At 68.8% G+C, this 14,778-nt stretch carries 13 protein-coding genes; 6 read left to right on the top strand and 7 right to left on the bottom strand.

The window, feature by feature from the left end; all coding sequences use genetic code 11:
- Positions 1–48: 48 nt before the first annotated feature.
- Together AC07XS_RS12865 and AC07XS_RS12870 are read left to right on the top strand one after the other, a co-directional pair.
- Complete coding sequence (locus tag AC07XS_RS12865) at positions 49–1,329, top strand: polyhydroxyalkanoate depolymerase (RefSeq protein ID WP_182714677.1); 1,281 nt, start codon at positions 49–51, stop codon at positions 1,327–1,329.
- The gene (locus AC07XS_RS12870) at positions 1,295–2,023 is read left to right on the top strand and encodes a YgjP family zinc-dependent metalloprotease (protein WP_182714678.1); all 729 of its coding nucleotides are present in this window, start codon (positions 1,295–1,297) and stop codon (positions 2,021–2,023) included. The genes AC07XS_RS12865 and AC07XS_RS12870 overlap by 35 nt, the downstream gene beginning before the upstream one ends.
- A gap of 188 nt (positions 2,024–2,211) precedes the next feature.
- Here AC07XS_RS12870 and AC07XS_RS12875 read toward each other — a convergent pair whose 3' ends face one another.
- The 3 genes from AC07XS_RS12875 to AC07XS_RS12885 all read right to left on the bottom strand — a co-directional run bounded on the left by AC07XS_RS12875 (position 2,212) and on the right by AC07XS_RS12885 (position 6,003).
- Positions 2,212–4,305 (bottom strand): PBP1A family penicillin-binding protein, encoded by a 2,094-nt coding sequence (locus AC07XS_RS12875; protein ID WP_182714679.1) that lies wholly within the window; start codon positions 4,303–4,305, stop codon positions 2,212–2,214.
- Positions 4,306–4,411: 106 nt separating this feature from the next.
- Positions 4,412–5,035, bottom strand: coding sequence for a class I SAM-dependent methyltransferase (locus AC07XS_RS12880; protein ID WP_182714680.1), 624 nt, complete (start codon positions 5,033–5,035; stop codon positions 4,412–4,414).
- Positions 5,032–6,003, bottom strand: coding sequence for an alpha/beta fold hydrolase (locus AC07XS_RS12885; RefSeq protein WP_182714681.1), 972 nt, complete (start codon positions 6,001–6,003; stop codon positions 5,032–5,034). Before AC07XS_RS12885 ends, AC07XS_RS12880 begins: the two co-directional genes overlap by 4 nt.
- Positions 6,004–6,112: 109 nt before the next feature.
- Between AC07XS_RS12885 and AC07XS_RS12890 the strand changes: the two genes are divergently transcribed.
- Complete coding sequence (locus tag AC07XS_RS12890) at positions 6,113–7,243, top strand: aromatic ring-hydroxylating oxygenase subunit alpha (protein WP_182714682.1); 1,131 nt, start codon at positions 6,113–6,115, stop codon at positions 7,241–7,243.
- Between the two features lie 166 nt (positions 7,244–7,409).
- Here AC07XS_RS12890 and AC07XS_RS12895 read toward each other — a convergent pair whose 3' ends face one another.
- Positions 7,410–8,426, bottom strand: a complete 1,017-nt coding sequence (locus tag AC07XS_RS12895; RefSeq protein WP_152948950.1) for an adenosine kinase — start codon at positions 8,424–8,426, stop codon at positions 7,410–7,412.
- A 92-nt stretch (positions 8,427–8,518) separates the two neighbouring features.
- Here AC07XS_RS12895 and AC07XS_RS12900 point away from each other — a divergent pair, with 92 nt between their 5' ends.
- Positions 8,519–9,385, top strand: a complete 867-nt coding sequence (locus AC07XS_RS12900; protein ID WP_182714683.1) for an ATP-grasp domain-containing protein — start codon at positions 8,519–8,521, stop codon at positions 9,383–9,385.
- Here the strand turns inward: AC07XS_RS12900 and AC07XS_RS12905 are convergent.
- A complete protein-coding gene (locus AC07XS_RS12905) occupies positions 9,382–10,860 on the bottom strand; it encodes a methyl-accepting chemotaxis protein (protein ID WP_182714684.1) in 1,479 nt (492 codons plus the stop codon). The genes AC07XS_RS12900 and AC07XS_RS12905 overlap by 4 nt on opposite strands.
- Positions 10,861–11,014: 154 nt before the next feature.
- Here AC07XS_RS12905 and AC07XS_RS12910 point away from each other — a divergent pair, with 154 nt between their 5' ends.
- The gene (locus tag AC07XS_RS12910) at positions 11,015–11,494 is read left to right on the top strand and encodes a MarR family winged helix-turn-helix transcriptional regulator (protein WP_054764020.1); all 480 of its coding nucleotides are present in this window, start codon (positions 11,015–11,017) and stop codon (positions 11,492–11,494) included.
- Positions 11,495–11,500: 6 nt separating this feature from the next.
- Here the strand turns inward: AC07XS_RS12910 and nth are convergent, their stop codons facing one another.
- Positions 11,501–12,259 (bottom strand): endonuclease III, encoded by a 759-nt coding sequence (gene nth, locus AC07XS_RS12915; protein WP_182714685.1) that lies wholly within the window; start codon positions 12,257–12,259, stop codon positions 11,501–11,503.
- Positions 12,256–13,557 carry an NAD(P)/FAD-dependent oxidoreductase gene (locus AC07XS_RS12920; RefSeq protein WP_182714686.1) on the bottom strand — a complete coding sequence of 434 codons (1,302 nt, stop codon included), beginning with the start codon at positions 13,555–13,557 and terminating at the stop codon, positions 12,256–12,258. The genes nth and AC07XS_RS12920 overlap by 4 nt, the downstream gene beginning before the upstream one ends.
- A gap of 123 nt (positions 13,558–13,680) precedes the next feature.
- Between AC07XS_RS12920 and AC07XS_RS12925 the strand changes: the two genes are divergently transcribed.
- Positions 13,681–14,760: an HlyD family secretion protein gene (locus AC07XS_RS12925; protein WP_182714687.1), complete on the top strand. Its 1,080-nt coding sequence runs from the start codon at positions 13,681–13,683 to the stop codon at positions 14,758–14,760.
- Positions 14,761–14,778 lie beyond the last annotated feature (18 nt).

The following is a 14,778-nucleotide window of genomic DNA, read 5'->3' on the forward strand; positions in this document are numbered from 1 at the left end:
AGCAAGAGGCCCGCCGACGCCAGTCGCGGCGCGGCCCAACGGATGGTCATGCTCTACGCCCTTCATGAACTCGCCTATCAGTCGGCCCTGCCCTGGCGCTTCGGCGCCCAGATGGCGCGCCGGTTCTGGAGCTCGCCGTTGAATCCGGCGGCGGACACGGCCCTGGCCCGCACCGCCTACGCCTCGGCCGAACTGTTCGAGAGCGTCACCCGCCGCTACGGCAAGCCCGACTGGCGGCTGGAGACCCTCGAGATCGGCGGCAAGCCGGTCCGCACGGTCGAACAGGTGATCTGGCAGAGCCCCTGGTGCCGCCTAGTCCGCTTCGCCCGCAACATCGGCGATCTGAAGCGCGCCAAAAAACCCGCGTCCGGTCCCGCCGTCCTGATCGTCGCCCCCCTGTCCGGCCATTACGCCACCCTGCTGCGCGGCACGGTCGAGGCCTTCCTTCAGGACCACGACGTCTATGTGACCGACTGGATCAACGCCCGCCAGGTTCCGGTGCTGGAAGGGCGGTTCGACTTCTTCGACTATATCGACCATGTCCGGCGGATGCTGGCCGAGATCGGCGGCCGGCCCCACGTCGTCGGGGTCTGCCAGCCCGGCCCGCCCGTCCTGGCGGCCTGTGCGATCATGGCCGAGGACGGCGACGAGAACCGCCCCGCCTCGATGACCTTCATGGGTTCGCCCATCGACGCCCGCCTGTCGCCGACCGTGACCAACCAGCTGGCGGAGGAGAAGCCCTTCACCTGGTTCAAGTCGAACATGATCCACACCGTGCCCCTGCCCTATCCGGGGTTCGGACGGCGGGTCTATCCGGGCTTCGTCCAGCTCTACAGCTTCATGTCGATGAACCAGGAGCGTCACCGCGACGCCCACTGGGACTATTTCACCAGCCTGATCGCCGGCGACGGCGACGGGGTGGAGAAGCACGAGGAATTCTACGACGAATATCTGTCGGTCCTGGACCTGACCGAGGAGTTCTACCTCCAGACCATCGACATCGTCTTCCAGCAGCATCTGCTGGCGCGCGGCCTGTTGGAGCATCGCGGCCGCAAGGTCGATCTGAGCAAGATCGCCGACATCGGCCTGATGACGGTCGAGGGCGAGAAGGACGACATTTCCGGCGTCGGCCAGACCCAGGCGGCGCACGGCCTGTGCCCGAACATCCCCGAGGATCAGAGGGTGCTGTACGTCCAGCCCGGCGTGGGCCATTACGGGGTCTTCAACGGTCGTCGTTTCCGCGAGGAGATCTATCCCCGCGTCCGCGACTTCATCGCCCGGAACGAGGCCCGACTTGGCGTATCGCAACGGTCAGCGGCTGCCGCTTGACGAAGACCGGCCCGAACCCGGTTCGGGCCCGACGCTGAGACTGTCGGTCAATCCCCGCGCGCGGCGCCTGTCGGTGCGGATCGACGCCCGGGCCGGCGAGGCGGTGGTTATCGCCCCGACCGAGCGCGGCCTGGCCCAGGCCGTCGCCTTCGCCCGTTCGAAAAGCGTCTGGATCGCCGAACGCCTGGCCGTGCGCCCCCGGAGCCGGCCGTTGCAGCCGGGCCAGGTCATCGCCCTGCGCGGCCGGCCCGTGCGGCTGGAGGCGACGCCGGGCGCCGGGGCGGCGCGGCTGGTCGAGGACGGAACCGTCATCCGCTCCGGCGGCGAGGGCGAGGCCTATGCCCGCCGGGTCGAGAATCTGCTGAAGCGCGAGGCGCGCGCCACCCTGGTCGAACGCACCGAACACCATCTGCGGACCCTGGGCCAGAAGCCGGTTCAGGTGTCGATCGCCGACACCCGCTCGCGCTGGGGCTCATGCAGCCCGCACAACCGCACCATCCGCTATTCCTGGCGGGTCATCATGGCCCCGCCCCCGGTCATCGACTATCTCGCCGCCCACGAGGTCGCCCACCTGGTCCACGCCGACCACAGCCCGGCCTATTGGTCGGTGGTCGAGCGGCTGGTGGGGGATCACAGGCCCTGGCGCAAATGGCTGAAGGACCATGGCGCGGCGCTTCATGCGGTGGGGCGGTAGGCGGCGTCCCAGACCCTCTCCCGCTTGCGGGAGAGGTGGCCCGACGTTCGCGCAGCGAACCAGGGTCGGAGAGGGGAGTCTTCTTCCAAGAGGCTAGACTTCCCCCATCGTCAGCCGTCTCGCTGTGCTCGACGAGCTGACGCTTCCCCCGCAAGCGGGGGAAGGTCTGTGGGGGCTTCCCCGAAGGATCAGAAGAACAGCGGATCGCTGCGTTTCTCGGCCGGTTGGCGGCCTTCCGGCTGCTGGTCCGGCGGATCGCGCGGCGCCGGCTTGACCTTCGGCTGGTCCAGCGGCTGTTTCGGGTCCGACGGCGCGGCGGCCTCCGGCTGTTCGGCATAGGGGTCGCCCTCGGCCGCCGGGTCGGTCGGCTGGATCGGCAGACCGTCCTCGCCGATGCCCGACATCAGGTCGCCGATCGGATCGGGCGCGACCCAGCCCTCGGGCATGGGCGGACCGTCGGGGATGCGCGGGGCGTTCAGGCGCGGCAGGGCCGCCTCCATGAAGCCCTTCCAGATGGCGGCGGGCGACGAGCCGCCGGTCACGCCGCGCATGGCGGTGTTGTCGTCCTTGCCCACCCAGACGGCGGTGACGAAGCCGCCGGTGTAGCCGACGAACCAGGCGTCCTTATAGTCGGAGGTGGTGCCGGTCTTGCCCGCCAGGTCGCGCCCGGCGATGGCCGCGCTGCGCCCGGTGCCCGAGGTCATGACCCCGCGCAGCATCTGGTTCATGTAATAGAGGGGCGGATTGTTAATGGCCTGACCGCTCTGGCCGCTTGCGCGCTGATAGATGACGCGGCCCTGGGGCGTGCGGATGCGGCTGATGCCGTAGGCCTCGACCCGGCGGCCGCCGTTGGCGAAGGCGTCATAGGCGGTGGCCATCTCCAGCGGCGAGACCTCGACGGCGCCCAGAGCCATGGCCGGCTCCAGACCGATCCGGCTTTCGATGCCCAGGCGCCGCGCGGCCCGGGCGACGCTGTCGCGGCCGATCTGGTCGGCGACGGAGGCCGCCACCGTATTGATTGATTGGGCCACCGCCTGGGACAGGGGCATGGGGCCGGCGAAGGTGTTGGAATAGTTCTTCGGCGACCAGTTGCCGATGGTGACCGGCTGATCGACCACCGGGGTCTGGGGCGTATAGCCGGCCTCGACCGCCGCCAGATAGACGAAGGGTTTGAAGGCCGAACCCGCCTGACGCCGCGCCTCGACGGCGCGGTTGAACTGGCTGTCGGCATAGGAGCCGCCGCCGATCATGGCCCGCACCCGGCCGTCGCCGTCCAGGGCCACCAGGGCCGCCTGCTGCACCCCCTTGCCCTCGTCGCGGTCCAGAATGCGGCGCACAGAGCGTTCGGCCGCCGTCTGCAGGGTCAGGTCCAGGGTGGTTTCGACCACCAGATCCTCGGTCGGTTCGCCGACCAGACCCCGGATCGACTGGTCCAGCCAGTCGATGAAATACTGGGCGTGCTGGGTGGCCAGGGTGCGCGACACGATGATGGGCTGGGTCACGGCCTGTTCGCGCTGGGCGGCGGTGATGACCCCGGCCTCCTCCATCTCGTTCAGCACGACGGTGGCGCGGTTGGCGGCCCGCTCGCTCTCTGACACCGGCGAATAGCGCGAGGGCGCCTTCAGCAGGCCGGCCAGAAGCGCGGCCTCGCCGACCGTCAGATCCTTGGCCGACTTGTCGAAATAGCGTTGCGACGCCGCCTCGATCCCATAGGCGCCGGCGCCGAAATAGACCCGGTTCAGATAGAGGGCCAGGATCTCCTTCTTGGAGAATTTCATCTCCAGCCAGACCGCCAGCATCAGCTCCTGCACCTTGCGGCGCAGGTTCTGGTCCGGCGTCAGGAACAGGTTCTTGGCCAGCTGCTGGGTCAGGGTGGAGCCGCCCTGGACCACCCGGCCGGCGCGCATATTGGTGGCCATGGCCCGCATCATGCCGATGGGGTCGAAACCGGGGTGGTGATAGAAGCGCCGGTCCTCGATGGCGATGAAGGCGGCCGGCACATAGTCGGGCAGCGAGTCCAGATCCGCAGGCGGCGCCATCTGGGTGCCGCGCGTCGCGATCAGGGCGCCGTTGCGGTCCAGATAGGTGATCGAGGGCTGACGATCGACATTATACAGGGTCGAGGTGTCGGGCAGGCCGCGCGCAAACACCGCGAAGAAGACCACCAGGAAGATCAGCCCCCAGACCGCCAGCACGGCGCCCCAGTAGAGCGCCTTCTGCAACGGCGTTCGGGCCGGCCTGTCGCCGCCCTGTTGTCCGCCCCCGAACCCTGGACCCGCCATGACTTTCCTTCAGATGCCGCGCTGAGGCGGATTAGCTCATACCGACGTGTACCGCGTATGAACCGCCGCCGAAACGGCCCCGCTCACTTCACGCCAGCGTGAGCGGCTATTTCGCCGAAAGAATGGCGCGGCGGGCCAGCCAGACGCCGGTCTCGGCCCCGTCGGCTTCCATTGAGAGACCGGCCTCCGCCAGCAGGGCGCGATAGGCGGCGGGATCCAGACTGCCGTGATAGAGGGGTTCGCCACGCCATTCCCCGATCGTTTCGCCATGGGCGGGGCCGCTAGTGAACATCAGCCGACCGCCGGGCCCCACCTGGTTCGCCAGGGCGGGCAGAACCCGCAATTGATCGTCAGGCGTCAGGTGAAAGAGGCTGTGCCAGGCCAGGACGCCGTCGAACATCCCGTCAGGCGGCGGATTCCGCATGTCGGCGATCTCCCAGACGCCGGACGGCAGGGTCTGGCGCGCATGGGCGATGAGGGCCGGCGAGGAATCCCGCCCCACGACCCTGAACCCCCGCGCCAGCAGGGCCGCGCCGATCGGCCAGCCCGAACCGCAGCCGACGTCGAGAAGACGGGCGTTCGACGGCAGGTCGGCGACAAACCGGTCCAGCCATTCGGCCTCGTTTGGACCGTTCGGTCCCGCATAGAGGGACGGGCCGCGGTCGGCGATCCAGCGCTCGGCCCCATCCTGATAGAGGCCGATCACCCGATCCGCCGCCGGATGGCTCATCGCGCCAGAAAGGCGTCCAGCTCGCCGTAGAAGGCCTGGGGCTGGTCGAACATGATGAAGTGGGCGCTGTCGTCGATCCGCTTCAGGGTCACGCCCGGCAGGCCGGCGTAGGACATCTGATAGACGGCGTCGGTGATCTGGGGCGTCATGCGCGGGTCGTTGAACTTGACGTAGACGACCTCGGTCGGGGCCGTGATCTTGGCCAGTTCGGGGCGCAGGTCGGTCGCCACCAGTTCGCGGAAGGCGGCGGCCGAGACCTTCTGATCGCTGGTCCGCATGTCCTCCAGCGCCTCTTCACGGCGGCTTTCGGTATTGATCATGCCGTTGATGGAGGCGGTCGCCTGGGCGACATAGGCCTCGCGCGGGCTGTTGGCCTGGGCGGCCCAGATCTGGTCCGCGACCGGTTTGACGCTGTCGGCCGTGGTTCCGGGCGGGCCGAACATGGCGCCCATGAAGGGGATCATGTCCACCACCATCAGACGGCCGACGCTGTCGGGATGGCGCGCGGCCAGCATCAGGCCGATGGTTCCGCCCATCGAATGGCCGACGACGGCGGGCTTGGGCAGATTGTTCTCGCGGATATAGCGGGCGATTTCGTCGGCGACCGGTGCGGCGACGGGGGTCGGGGCGTCCCCGGTCTGGGCGTTGCCTTCGGCCGGGGCGCCGGCGAAGCCCTGGACATGGATGCGGTGAACGCGCCAGCCGACCCCGTCCTGGGCCGTCAGATGATCCACCGTCCCCTGCCAGATTTCCGGCGAAGAGCTGAGGCCGGGGATCAGGATGATGTCGCGCCCGTCCATGTCGCCGTCGATGCGGACGTGGATGCGGTCGGAGGCGAAGTCCGCATGGTGGTGGCCGTGCGCCGAGCCGTGCTCGGAATGGGTCCCGTGGCTGTTCTGGGCTTCGGCCTGGGCCTGAACCGTGGTGGCGGCGAAAAGGGCCGCAGCGAAACTCAAGGCGCGAAACATGGCGAAACTCCCCTGTGAAGCCATCCTTATGACGTCTTCACTTTGCATTGTAAAGTTCTCTGAGGACTTCGTGAGGACAGACCCCGCGTCCCTCTGTTATGAGGCGCGCATGAAGCCCGCAGACGCCGCTCCCGTCCAGCCCCCTCAAGCCGAAGCCGCCCCGTCCAAGAGCGGCGCCCAGCCGTTCGGCAAGGGATTCGTCGCCGACGCCTGGTATTTCGTCGCCCTGTCGCGCGACGTCGCCCCGGCCGGGCTGAAACGCTATGAGATCATGGGCGAACCCGTCCTGATCGGCCGCACCCGCGCGGGGGCCGTCTATGGGATGCGCGACATCTGCCCCCACCGCGCCGCCCCCCTGTCGGCCGGGAAGCTGGTGGAGAAGCCCGGCGAGGGCGAGACGATCGAATGCCCCTATCACGGCTGGCGCTTCCGGCCCGACGGGGTCTGCGCCGCCATTCCGTCCCTGGTCGAGGATCAGGCGTTCGAGGCGAACCGCATCAAGGTGCGGTCCTATCCGGTGCGCGAGAGCCAAGGCATGGTCTTCGTCTGGATGGCCTCGGACGCCCGCAATCCGTCAGAACCGGACCATGAGCCCCCCGTCTTCCCCGGCGTCGTCGGATCCGGCCCGAAACTGGTCGAAGGGATGGAGTTCGACAGCCATATCGACCACGCCGTCGTCGGCCTGATGGACCCCGCCCACGGCCCCTATGTCCATCAGCAATGGTGGTGGCGGTCCGAACGGTCGATGCACGAAAAGGCCAAGGCCTTCGCTCCCGTGGATTTCGGCTGGGCCATGGTGCGCCACGCCCCGTCTTCCAACAGCCGCCTCTACAAGATCCTGGGCGGCGCCCCTGCGACCGAGATCACCTTCCGCCTGCCCGGCTATCGCTGGGAGCATATCCAGGTGGGCGAGAAACAGGTCCTGGCCCTGACCTGCCTGACCCCGATCACCGAGACCAAGACCCGCATCACCCAGATCTTCTGGTCCGACCACTGGGTCTTCGACCTGGCCAAACCCTTCCTGCGGATGGGGGTGGTCGCCTTCCTGAAACAGGACGGCGGCATGGTGAACCTGCAGAACGAGGGCCTGCGCTACGACCCCGCCCTGATCTGGATCGACGACGCCGACAAACAGGCCAAATGGTACCAGCAGCTCAAGCGCGAATGGACCAGGAGCCGCGCCGAAGGGCGGGCGTTCGCCAATCCGATCCAGCCCGTGACGCTTCGGTGGAAGAGCTGACGCAAAGACCCTCTCCCGCTTGCGGGAGAGGTGGCCCGGCGTCCGCGCAGCGGACCAGGGTCGGAGAGGGAAGTCTTGCTTAAAGCAAGAGGACTTCCCCCATCGTCAGGCGTGTCGCTGCGCGCCACGGCCTGACACTTCCCCCGCAAGCGGGGGAAGGTTCTGATTACACCCTCAACCCGTGCTCCCCGGCCAGGTCGGCCAGCTTCACCATCGGGCGCGGGCCCCAGTGGGCGATGACTTCGGACGCGGCCAGGGAGCCCAGCTTGCCGGCCTCCTCCAGCGACAGACCGCGCGCCAGGCCCAGCAGGAAGCCGGCGGCGTACTGGTCGCCGGCGCCCGTGGTGTCGATCACCTTGGCGACCGGATAGGCGGCGACCGCGACGCGCTCCTCGCCCTTGATCACGACCGAGCCGTGTTCGCCGCGCGTCACGGCGGCGACCTCGACGAGGGCGGCCAGTTTCGCCGCAGCGGCGTCGAAATCATCGGTTTCGAACAGGGCGCCCAGTTCGGCCTCATTGGCCAGGACGATGTCGGCCGACTGTTCGATGAAGCTCAGCAGTTCGGCGCGCCAGCGGGCGACGACGAAGGTGTCCGACAGGGTGATGGCCACCTTGCGACCGGCCTTGTGCGCGGCGGCGGCGGCCCGTTCGAAGGCGGCCCGCGCCGGGGCCGGGTCGAACAGATAGCCTTCCAGATAGACGATCTGGCTGGCGCCGATCAGGGCCTCGTCGATGTCGTCGGCGAACAGCTGATTGGCGGCGCCCAGGAAGGTCGCCATGGTCCGCGCCCCATCGGGCAGGACGTTGATCAGGCAGCGGCCGGTGCCGAAACCCTGGTCGGCCCCGCCGGTCAGGACCGGGGTGTCGAAATGGACGCCGGCGGCGCGGATGTCGTGGGTGAAGACCTGACCCAGGACGTCGTCGGCCACCTTGCCGATATAGGCCGCCCGGCCGCCGAAGGAGCCGACGCCCGCCACGGTGTTGCCGGCCGATCCGCCAGAGGCCTCGACGCCGGGCGCCATGGCGTCATACAGGGCGGCGCTGCGTTCAGCGTCGACCAGCTGCATCGAGTTGGGGGCCAGGTCCTGGGCCGTCAGAAAGGCGGCGTCGCAGGGGCTGAGCACGTCGACGATGGCGTTGCCGACGGCGCAGACGTCATATTGGGCGGTGTTCTGGGTCATGGGCGCGCCTTAGCGGTTGAAGACCGGCACGTCACCCGAAAACCTATAAGGAAGCCCTTATATGTATCGGCCGGTTGCGATAGGCAGGGCGCATGACCCGGATCGCCGTCCTGACCCCCGACCCCGCCGACAAATCCTACATCGGCCGCTGGCCCGAGGTGTTGGCGCGTCTGAAGACCACGCTGGAGACGACCGGCGCAGAGATCACGCCCACGCCCTGGACCGACCATGTCGAGGACGCCTCGGGGCTGGAGGGCCATGACCTGATCCTGCCGGTCATCGCCTGGGGCTATCACCGCGACCACGCCCGCTGGCTGAAGGCCTGCGCGACCTGGGCGACGGCCGGCCTGCCGATCGCCAATCCGGCCTCGGTCCTGGGTTGGAATTCGGACAAGACCTATCTGGCCCGGTTGGCGGACAAGGGCGTGCCCATTCCCCCGACCCGCTGGAGCGAGGCGATCACCCAGGACCAGGTGGACGCCGCCTTCGCCGAAACCGGCGCCCCGACCCTCATCATAAAACCGACGGTGTCCGCTGGCGCCTTCCGCACCCTGCGCCTGACGCCGGGACAGCCCCTGACCGAGGCGCCGGAAGGTCCGGCCATGATCCAGCCCTATCTGAAGTCGATCGAGACCGAGGGAGAGACCTCCCTGCTCTTCTTCGGCGGCCGGTTCAGCCATGCAGTCAACAAGCGGCCGGTCCCCGGCGACTTCCGCATCCAGATCCAGTTCGGCGGCCTCTACACGACCGTGACGCCCGACGCGGCCGCATTCGCCCTGGCCGAACAGGTGCTGGCGGCGGTCGAGGAGCCCCTGCTCTACGCCCGCATCGATCTGGCGCGCGACGACGCCGGCGCCTGGGTGCTGATGGAGGCCGAGCTGATCGAGCCCGACTTCTATCTGGACCATGACCCGGCGAACGGCTCAGGCTTCGCCGAAGCGGTTCGAAACCGCCTTTAGAAGGCTTGCCACTCGCCTGCCGCAGCGACCAGACGCGGGCGAGGGCGCAGGGTCTCGGCGGCGAAGGCTTCGATCCGGGCCTGGGCTTGGCGGATCGGCGCGGGTGCCGCCTCGCCTTGCCCCTCGGACAGTCGGAACCGGCCGACCAGTTCGGCCAGGTCGGTCGCCTCGCGGTCGAGGCTCAGGCTGGCGGCCGTCGATTCCTCGACCATCGCAGCATTTTGCTGAGTGACCTGGTCCATGTCATTGACGGCGTTGTTGACCTCGGCCAGGGCCACGGCCTGTTCCTGGGTCGAGGCGCGGATTTCGGCCATCAGGTGCGTGACGTCGTGGATGCGCGTGGCGATGCCCGAAAGCGCCTCGCCCGATTCCCGCACCAGTTTGACGCCGGACTCGACCTGAGCGCTGGAGGTGGAGATCAAGGCCTTGATCTCGCGGGCCGAGTCGGCGGACCGCTGGGCCAGGGCGCGGACCTCGGAGGCCACGACCGCAAAGCCGCGACCAGCCTCGCCCGCCCGGGCCGCCTCGACCCCGGCATTGAGCGCCAAAAGATTGGTCTGGAAGGCGATCTCGTCGATGACGCCGATGATCTGGCCGATCTGGGCGGAGGAGGCCTCGATCTGCTCCATGGCGGAAACGGCGCGCTGAACCACTGCTCGGCCGGTCTCGGCCTGGGTGCGGGTCTGGCCCACGACCGCATCGGCGGACTGGGCGTTCTCGGCTGTCCGGCGCACGGTGGCGGTGATCTGGTCCAGGGCGGCGGCGGTCTCTTCCAGTCCGGCGGCCTGACGCTCGGTGCGGCGCGACAGGTCTTCGGCGGCGCTGCTGATCTCATTGGCGCCGGACTGCATGGAGGCCGCATTGACGCGAATGACCGCCACCGCCTGATCCAGGGCGGCGATCGCTCGATTGAAGTCTTCGCGCAGAACCGCATAGTCGCCGGGGAAGGCGTCGGTGATCCTGTAGGACAGATCGCCGGCCGCCAGGGCGGACAGGGCGCGCCCGGTCGATTGGACCACCGAGGCCTGAACCTGGGCGGCGAGACGGTCCGCCTCAAGACGCCGCTCGCGCTCGGCCTCGACGGCTGTGATGTCGGTGGCGAACTTGACCACCTTGCACGGCTTTCCGTCGACGTCGAAGATCGGATTGTAGCTGGCCTCGATGACCACGCGCGCGCCGTTCTTGGCGTAGCGGACGAACTTGTCGGCGATGAATTCGCCCGCATTCAGCCGGCGCCACAGGTCGGCGTAGGCGGGCGTATTGGCGTCTTGCGGATCGACGAAGATGCGGTGGTGGGCGCCCTGCACCTCGTCCAGGCGGTAGCCCATCACGGATAAGAAGTTCTCGTTCGCCTCCAGGATCGTCCCGTCCAGGGCGAATTCGATGACCGCCTGCGACCGCTTCAGCGCCGCGACCATGCCGGTCAGTTCCTGAAGCTCTTGTTGCTGGCGACGCTTCTGCGCTGTGCCGAACATTCCACACTCCTGTGTCTTCGTCGGAGGGTTATCGGCGAGATTGCCTAATGATTGATTATATCACGTTTGATATTTTTGATTTTTTCAGGTTTTGTGCTTAACAACCTGTGTTTGGGTGCAAACTCGCGCCCCCTGGCGGCTCGAGGAGGGCGAAATGGCGAAGGCGCAGATTGGTTCCGACGGGTTCCGCGATCTGGAGATCGACGCCCAGCTGTGCCTGGCGCTTCAGACCGGAGCCAGTCTGGTGACGCGCATCTATCGACGTCTGCTCGACCCCCTGGGTCTGACCCACCCCCAATATCTGATCCTGCTGGCCCTGTGGGAGAGCGGGCGTCCCCTGACCATGGGCGAGATTGGTCGGCGCACGCACATGGAGACAGGCGCCCTGACGCCTCAGGTCAAGCGGATGGAGGCGTCCGGCCTTCTGACCCGGCGACGCGACGCCGAGGACGAGCGTCGGGTCTGGGTCGAGCCCACCGAAGCGGGCTGGTCCCTGCGTGAGAAGGTGCTGGGCGTGCGTTGCCAGGTGGTGGAGCGCCTCCCCTTGTCCGGCGCCCAGATCGCCGAACTGCGCGCCATCCTGCAGACGATGAATGCGGATATGGAAGCCGCAGAGGCGGCGAACGCCGCCTGAAGCCCCTCAGGGCGCCGCCTCGCCCAGAGCCGCCAGCCCCGCCCGCGACGGACACAGGTCGGCGATGACGCAGGCCAGGCATTTGGGCTTGCGCGCCGTGCAGGTGTAGCGGCCGTGCAGGATCAGCCAGTGGTGGGCCTTGGGCAGCCACGGCTCCGGCACGACCTGGAACAGCTGGGCCTCCACCTTGTCCGGCGTATTGGCGTTGGCCAGCCCCAGCCGGTGCGAGACGCGGAAGACATGGGTGTCCACGGCGATGGCGGCCTCGATCCCCAGTTCGTTCAGCACCACCGAGGCGGTCTTTCGCCCCACGCCCGGCAGGGCCTGGAGATCGGTTCGGTTCAGCGGAACCTCGCCGCCATGTTTCTCCAGCACGATCCGGCTTAGGGCGATGACGTTCCGCGCCTTGCCGCGATAGAGGCCGATGGAGGCGATGTAGGGAACCAGTCCCTCCTCCCCGAGAGCCAGCATCTTTTCCGGCGTGTCCGCGACCTGGAACAGCCGGTCGGTGGCCTTGTTGACCGCGACGTCCGTGGTCTGGGCCGACAGGGCGACGGCGACGACCAGGGTGAAGGGGTTGGAGAAGTTCAGCTCGGTCTTCGGCTCGGGCATGACGCCGGACAGCCGCTCGAAAATGGTCTCGACCCGGTCCTCGTCAGGCGGCCAGCGCAGCACGGGAACCGAGGCGCCGGTCATAACCGCCGGGCGTTTGGGACCGGGCGTCTTGGCCTTGGCGGCGGGTTTTTGGGCCTTGGTCGGCTTCATGCCTCGCTGTCGCCGTCGTCGCGGCGCGGGTCAAGACCCAGGGTCGTCAGGGCCGCGTCCGCCGCCCGCTCGCCCTCCATCCAGGCGCCGTGGGCCGTGCCGTAATAGACCGGCGCCGTCGCCTCGCCCGCCAGGAAGATCCGGTCCTCGACCGCGATCCGCAGCTTCGCCCGGTCCCCCGCATGGCCCGGCAGGGCATGGGAATAGGCGCCGCGCGACCAAGGATCGACGCCCCAGTTCGACACCGCCGCAGCCTCCAGCCGCCGCCTCATGTTGGACCCCAGGGCCGCGACCAGTTCGGACACGGCGAAGTCGACCAGGGCGGCAGGCCCCTGCGCCTCCAGCCCCCAGGCCAGTCCGGCGCCGAAATAGGCTTCTATCATCGGCCGTCCGAACGGTCGCAGATGATAGCCGCCGGTCTCGGCCGTGTCGGTCCGCGTCCACAGCTGGGTGTCGGGCTGGAAGTCGCCCGCACCCCGCACCGTCATATGCACCTTGGACGCCAGGCCCAGGGGCACGCCCGCCGTCGCCTCCAGCCAGGCGGGAACCGGCGGATCGATCCGCACAGCCTCGCTGGCGATCAGGCTGTTGGGGACCGTCAGGATCACGGCCCGCGCCGTCAGCTCGCCCCGGCTGGTCTCCAGCCGCAAAAGGGGGCCGGAGCGGTCGATGCGCCGCACGGCGCAGTCGCGCACCACGGCGTCCGACACCGCCTCGCCCAGCCGGGCGACCAGCCGGCCATACCCCTCGCGCACTCGCCAGTTCACCCCGGTGTCGCCATAGGCGTCGTAGTCCAGGCTGGACACCTCGGCGAACCGCGCCCCGTTCAGGGCGCCCGAGATGGCGTCCATCCGGGCGTTCCAACGGCAGTCGGGGTCGAAGAAGTCGGAGGCGGGCCGGTCTTCACCCCGCGCCGCCGCTTCGCTTACGCGCTGATCGAAGGCCGCGAAGGCCTCGCCGAACTCGGCCAGGTCGGCGCGCGTAATCTCGTGATCGAAGGCCTGGGTCCGCCACGGCGGCGGGGTCCGGTCCAGGGTCAGGCCCTCGGCCTCCACCCGCCGGGCCAGGACATTGTCGTCGGCCGAGTGCAGCCAGCCGCAGCCCATGTCCAGGCCCTCGCCTTCGACCTGGGCCGTCCAGGCGCGCCCGCCGATCCGGTCGCGCGCCTCCAGCACCAGAACCGACAGGCCGGGCCGCACCAGCCGCCGCGCGGCGGCGATCCCCGCCGCCCCTGCCCCGACGACCGCCACATCGACTTCGGACGGCAGGGGATTCGAAGCTCGGGCGCGGTCGGTCATGAGGCGAGGACATACACGAAAACCAGGCGTGATCGGGCTTCTGGCGATTGGAGATTGATTTTTGGACGGCGACGTCCATTTTAGCGCCGCTTCAAAACGCCGCACCCTCCCCCGGATGTCCCCATGTCCCCTGAACTGAAGAAACGCCTGCCGCTGTTCGCCGCGATCCTCGTCGGTCTCGCCCTGATCGCGGGCGGGATCGTCTGGTGGCTGAACGGCCAGAGGTGGGAGAGCACCGACAACGCCTTCGTCCAGGCCGACACCACCCTGGTCAGCCCCCAGCTGGCCGGCCGGGTGACCGAGGTCCTGGTCGGCGACAACCAGCGGGTCGAGGCCGGTCAGGTCCTGGTCAAGCTGGACGACAGCGACCAGCGCGCCGAACTGATCCGCGCCGAAGCCAACCTTCAGGCGGCCATCGCCGCCGTCGGCAATGTCGACGCCCAGGCCGAGCAGGAGAAGGCGACCGTCGCCGCCCGCGCCGCCGCCGTGGCCCAGGCCCGCGCCCAGGCCGGCCTGGCCCGCGCCGAGGTCGACCGCTACGGCAAGCTGGCCCAGCAGGGCTGGGTCTCGCAGCAGCGGATCCAGACCGAACGCGCCACCGCCGTCACCGCTGACGCCGCCGTGGCCCAGGCCCAGGCCGCCCTGGTCGCCGAACAGCGCACCGCCGGGGTGCTGGGCTCAACCCGCGAACAGAGCGTCGCCGCCGTCGAACAGGCCCGCGCCCAGGTCGAAAAGGCCCGCATCGCCCTGGACCGCACGGTGATCCGCGCCCCCATCGCCGGCGTCGTCGGGGCCCGCAGCGTCCGCCCCGGCCAGTTCGTCAACGCCGGAACCCAGCTGCTGTCGATCGTGCCCCTGACCCGGACCTATATCGTCGCCAACTTCAAGGAGACCCAGCTGGACCGGATGCGGCTGGGCCAAACCGTCGAGATTTCCGCCGACGCCTTCCCCGGCCGCAAGATCGAAGGCCGGATCGACAGCTTCGCCCCCGCCACCGGTTCCGAATTCGCCCTGATCCCGGTCGAGAACGCCACCGGCAACTTCACCAAGATCACCCAGCGCGTACCTGTTCGGATCGTCGTCAGCGGCGCCGACCGGAACCTGGCCCTGCGCCCCGGTCTGTCGGTGGACGTCAAGGTGGATCTGAAGAGCCAGGGCGGCGCGAGCTTCGCCGAGGCCTCTCTGACGGCCCCCCGCCCGTGACCGCCGCCGCCCTGGCTC

It is taken from the genome of Brevundimonas sp. GW456-12-10-14-LB3 (assembly GCF_059424365.1).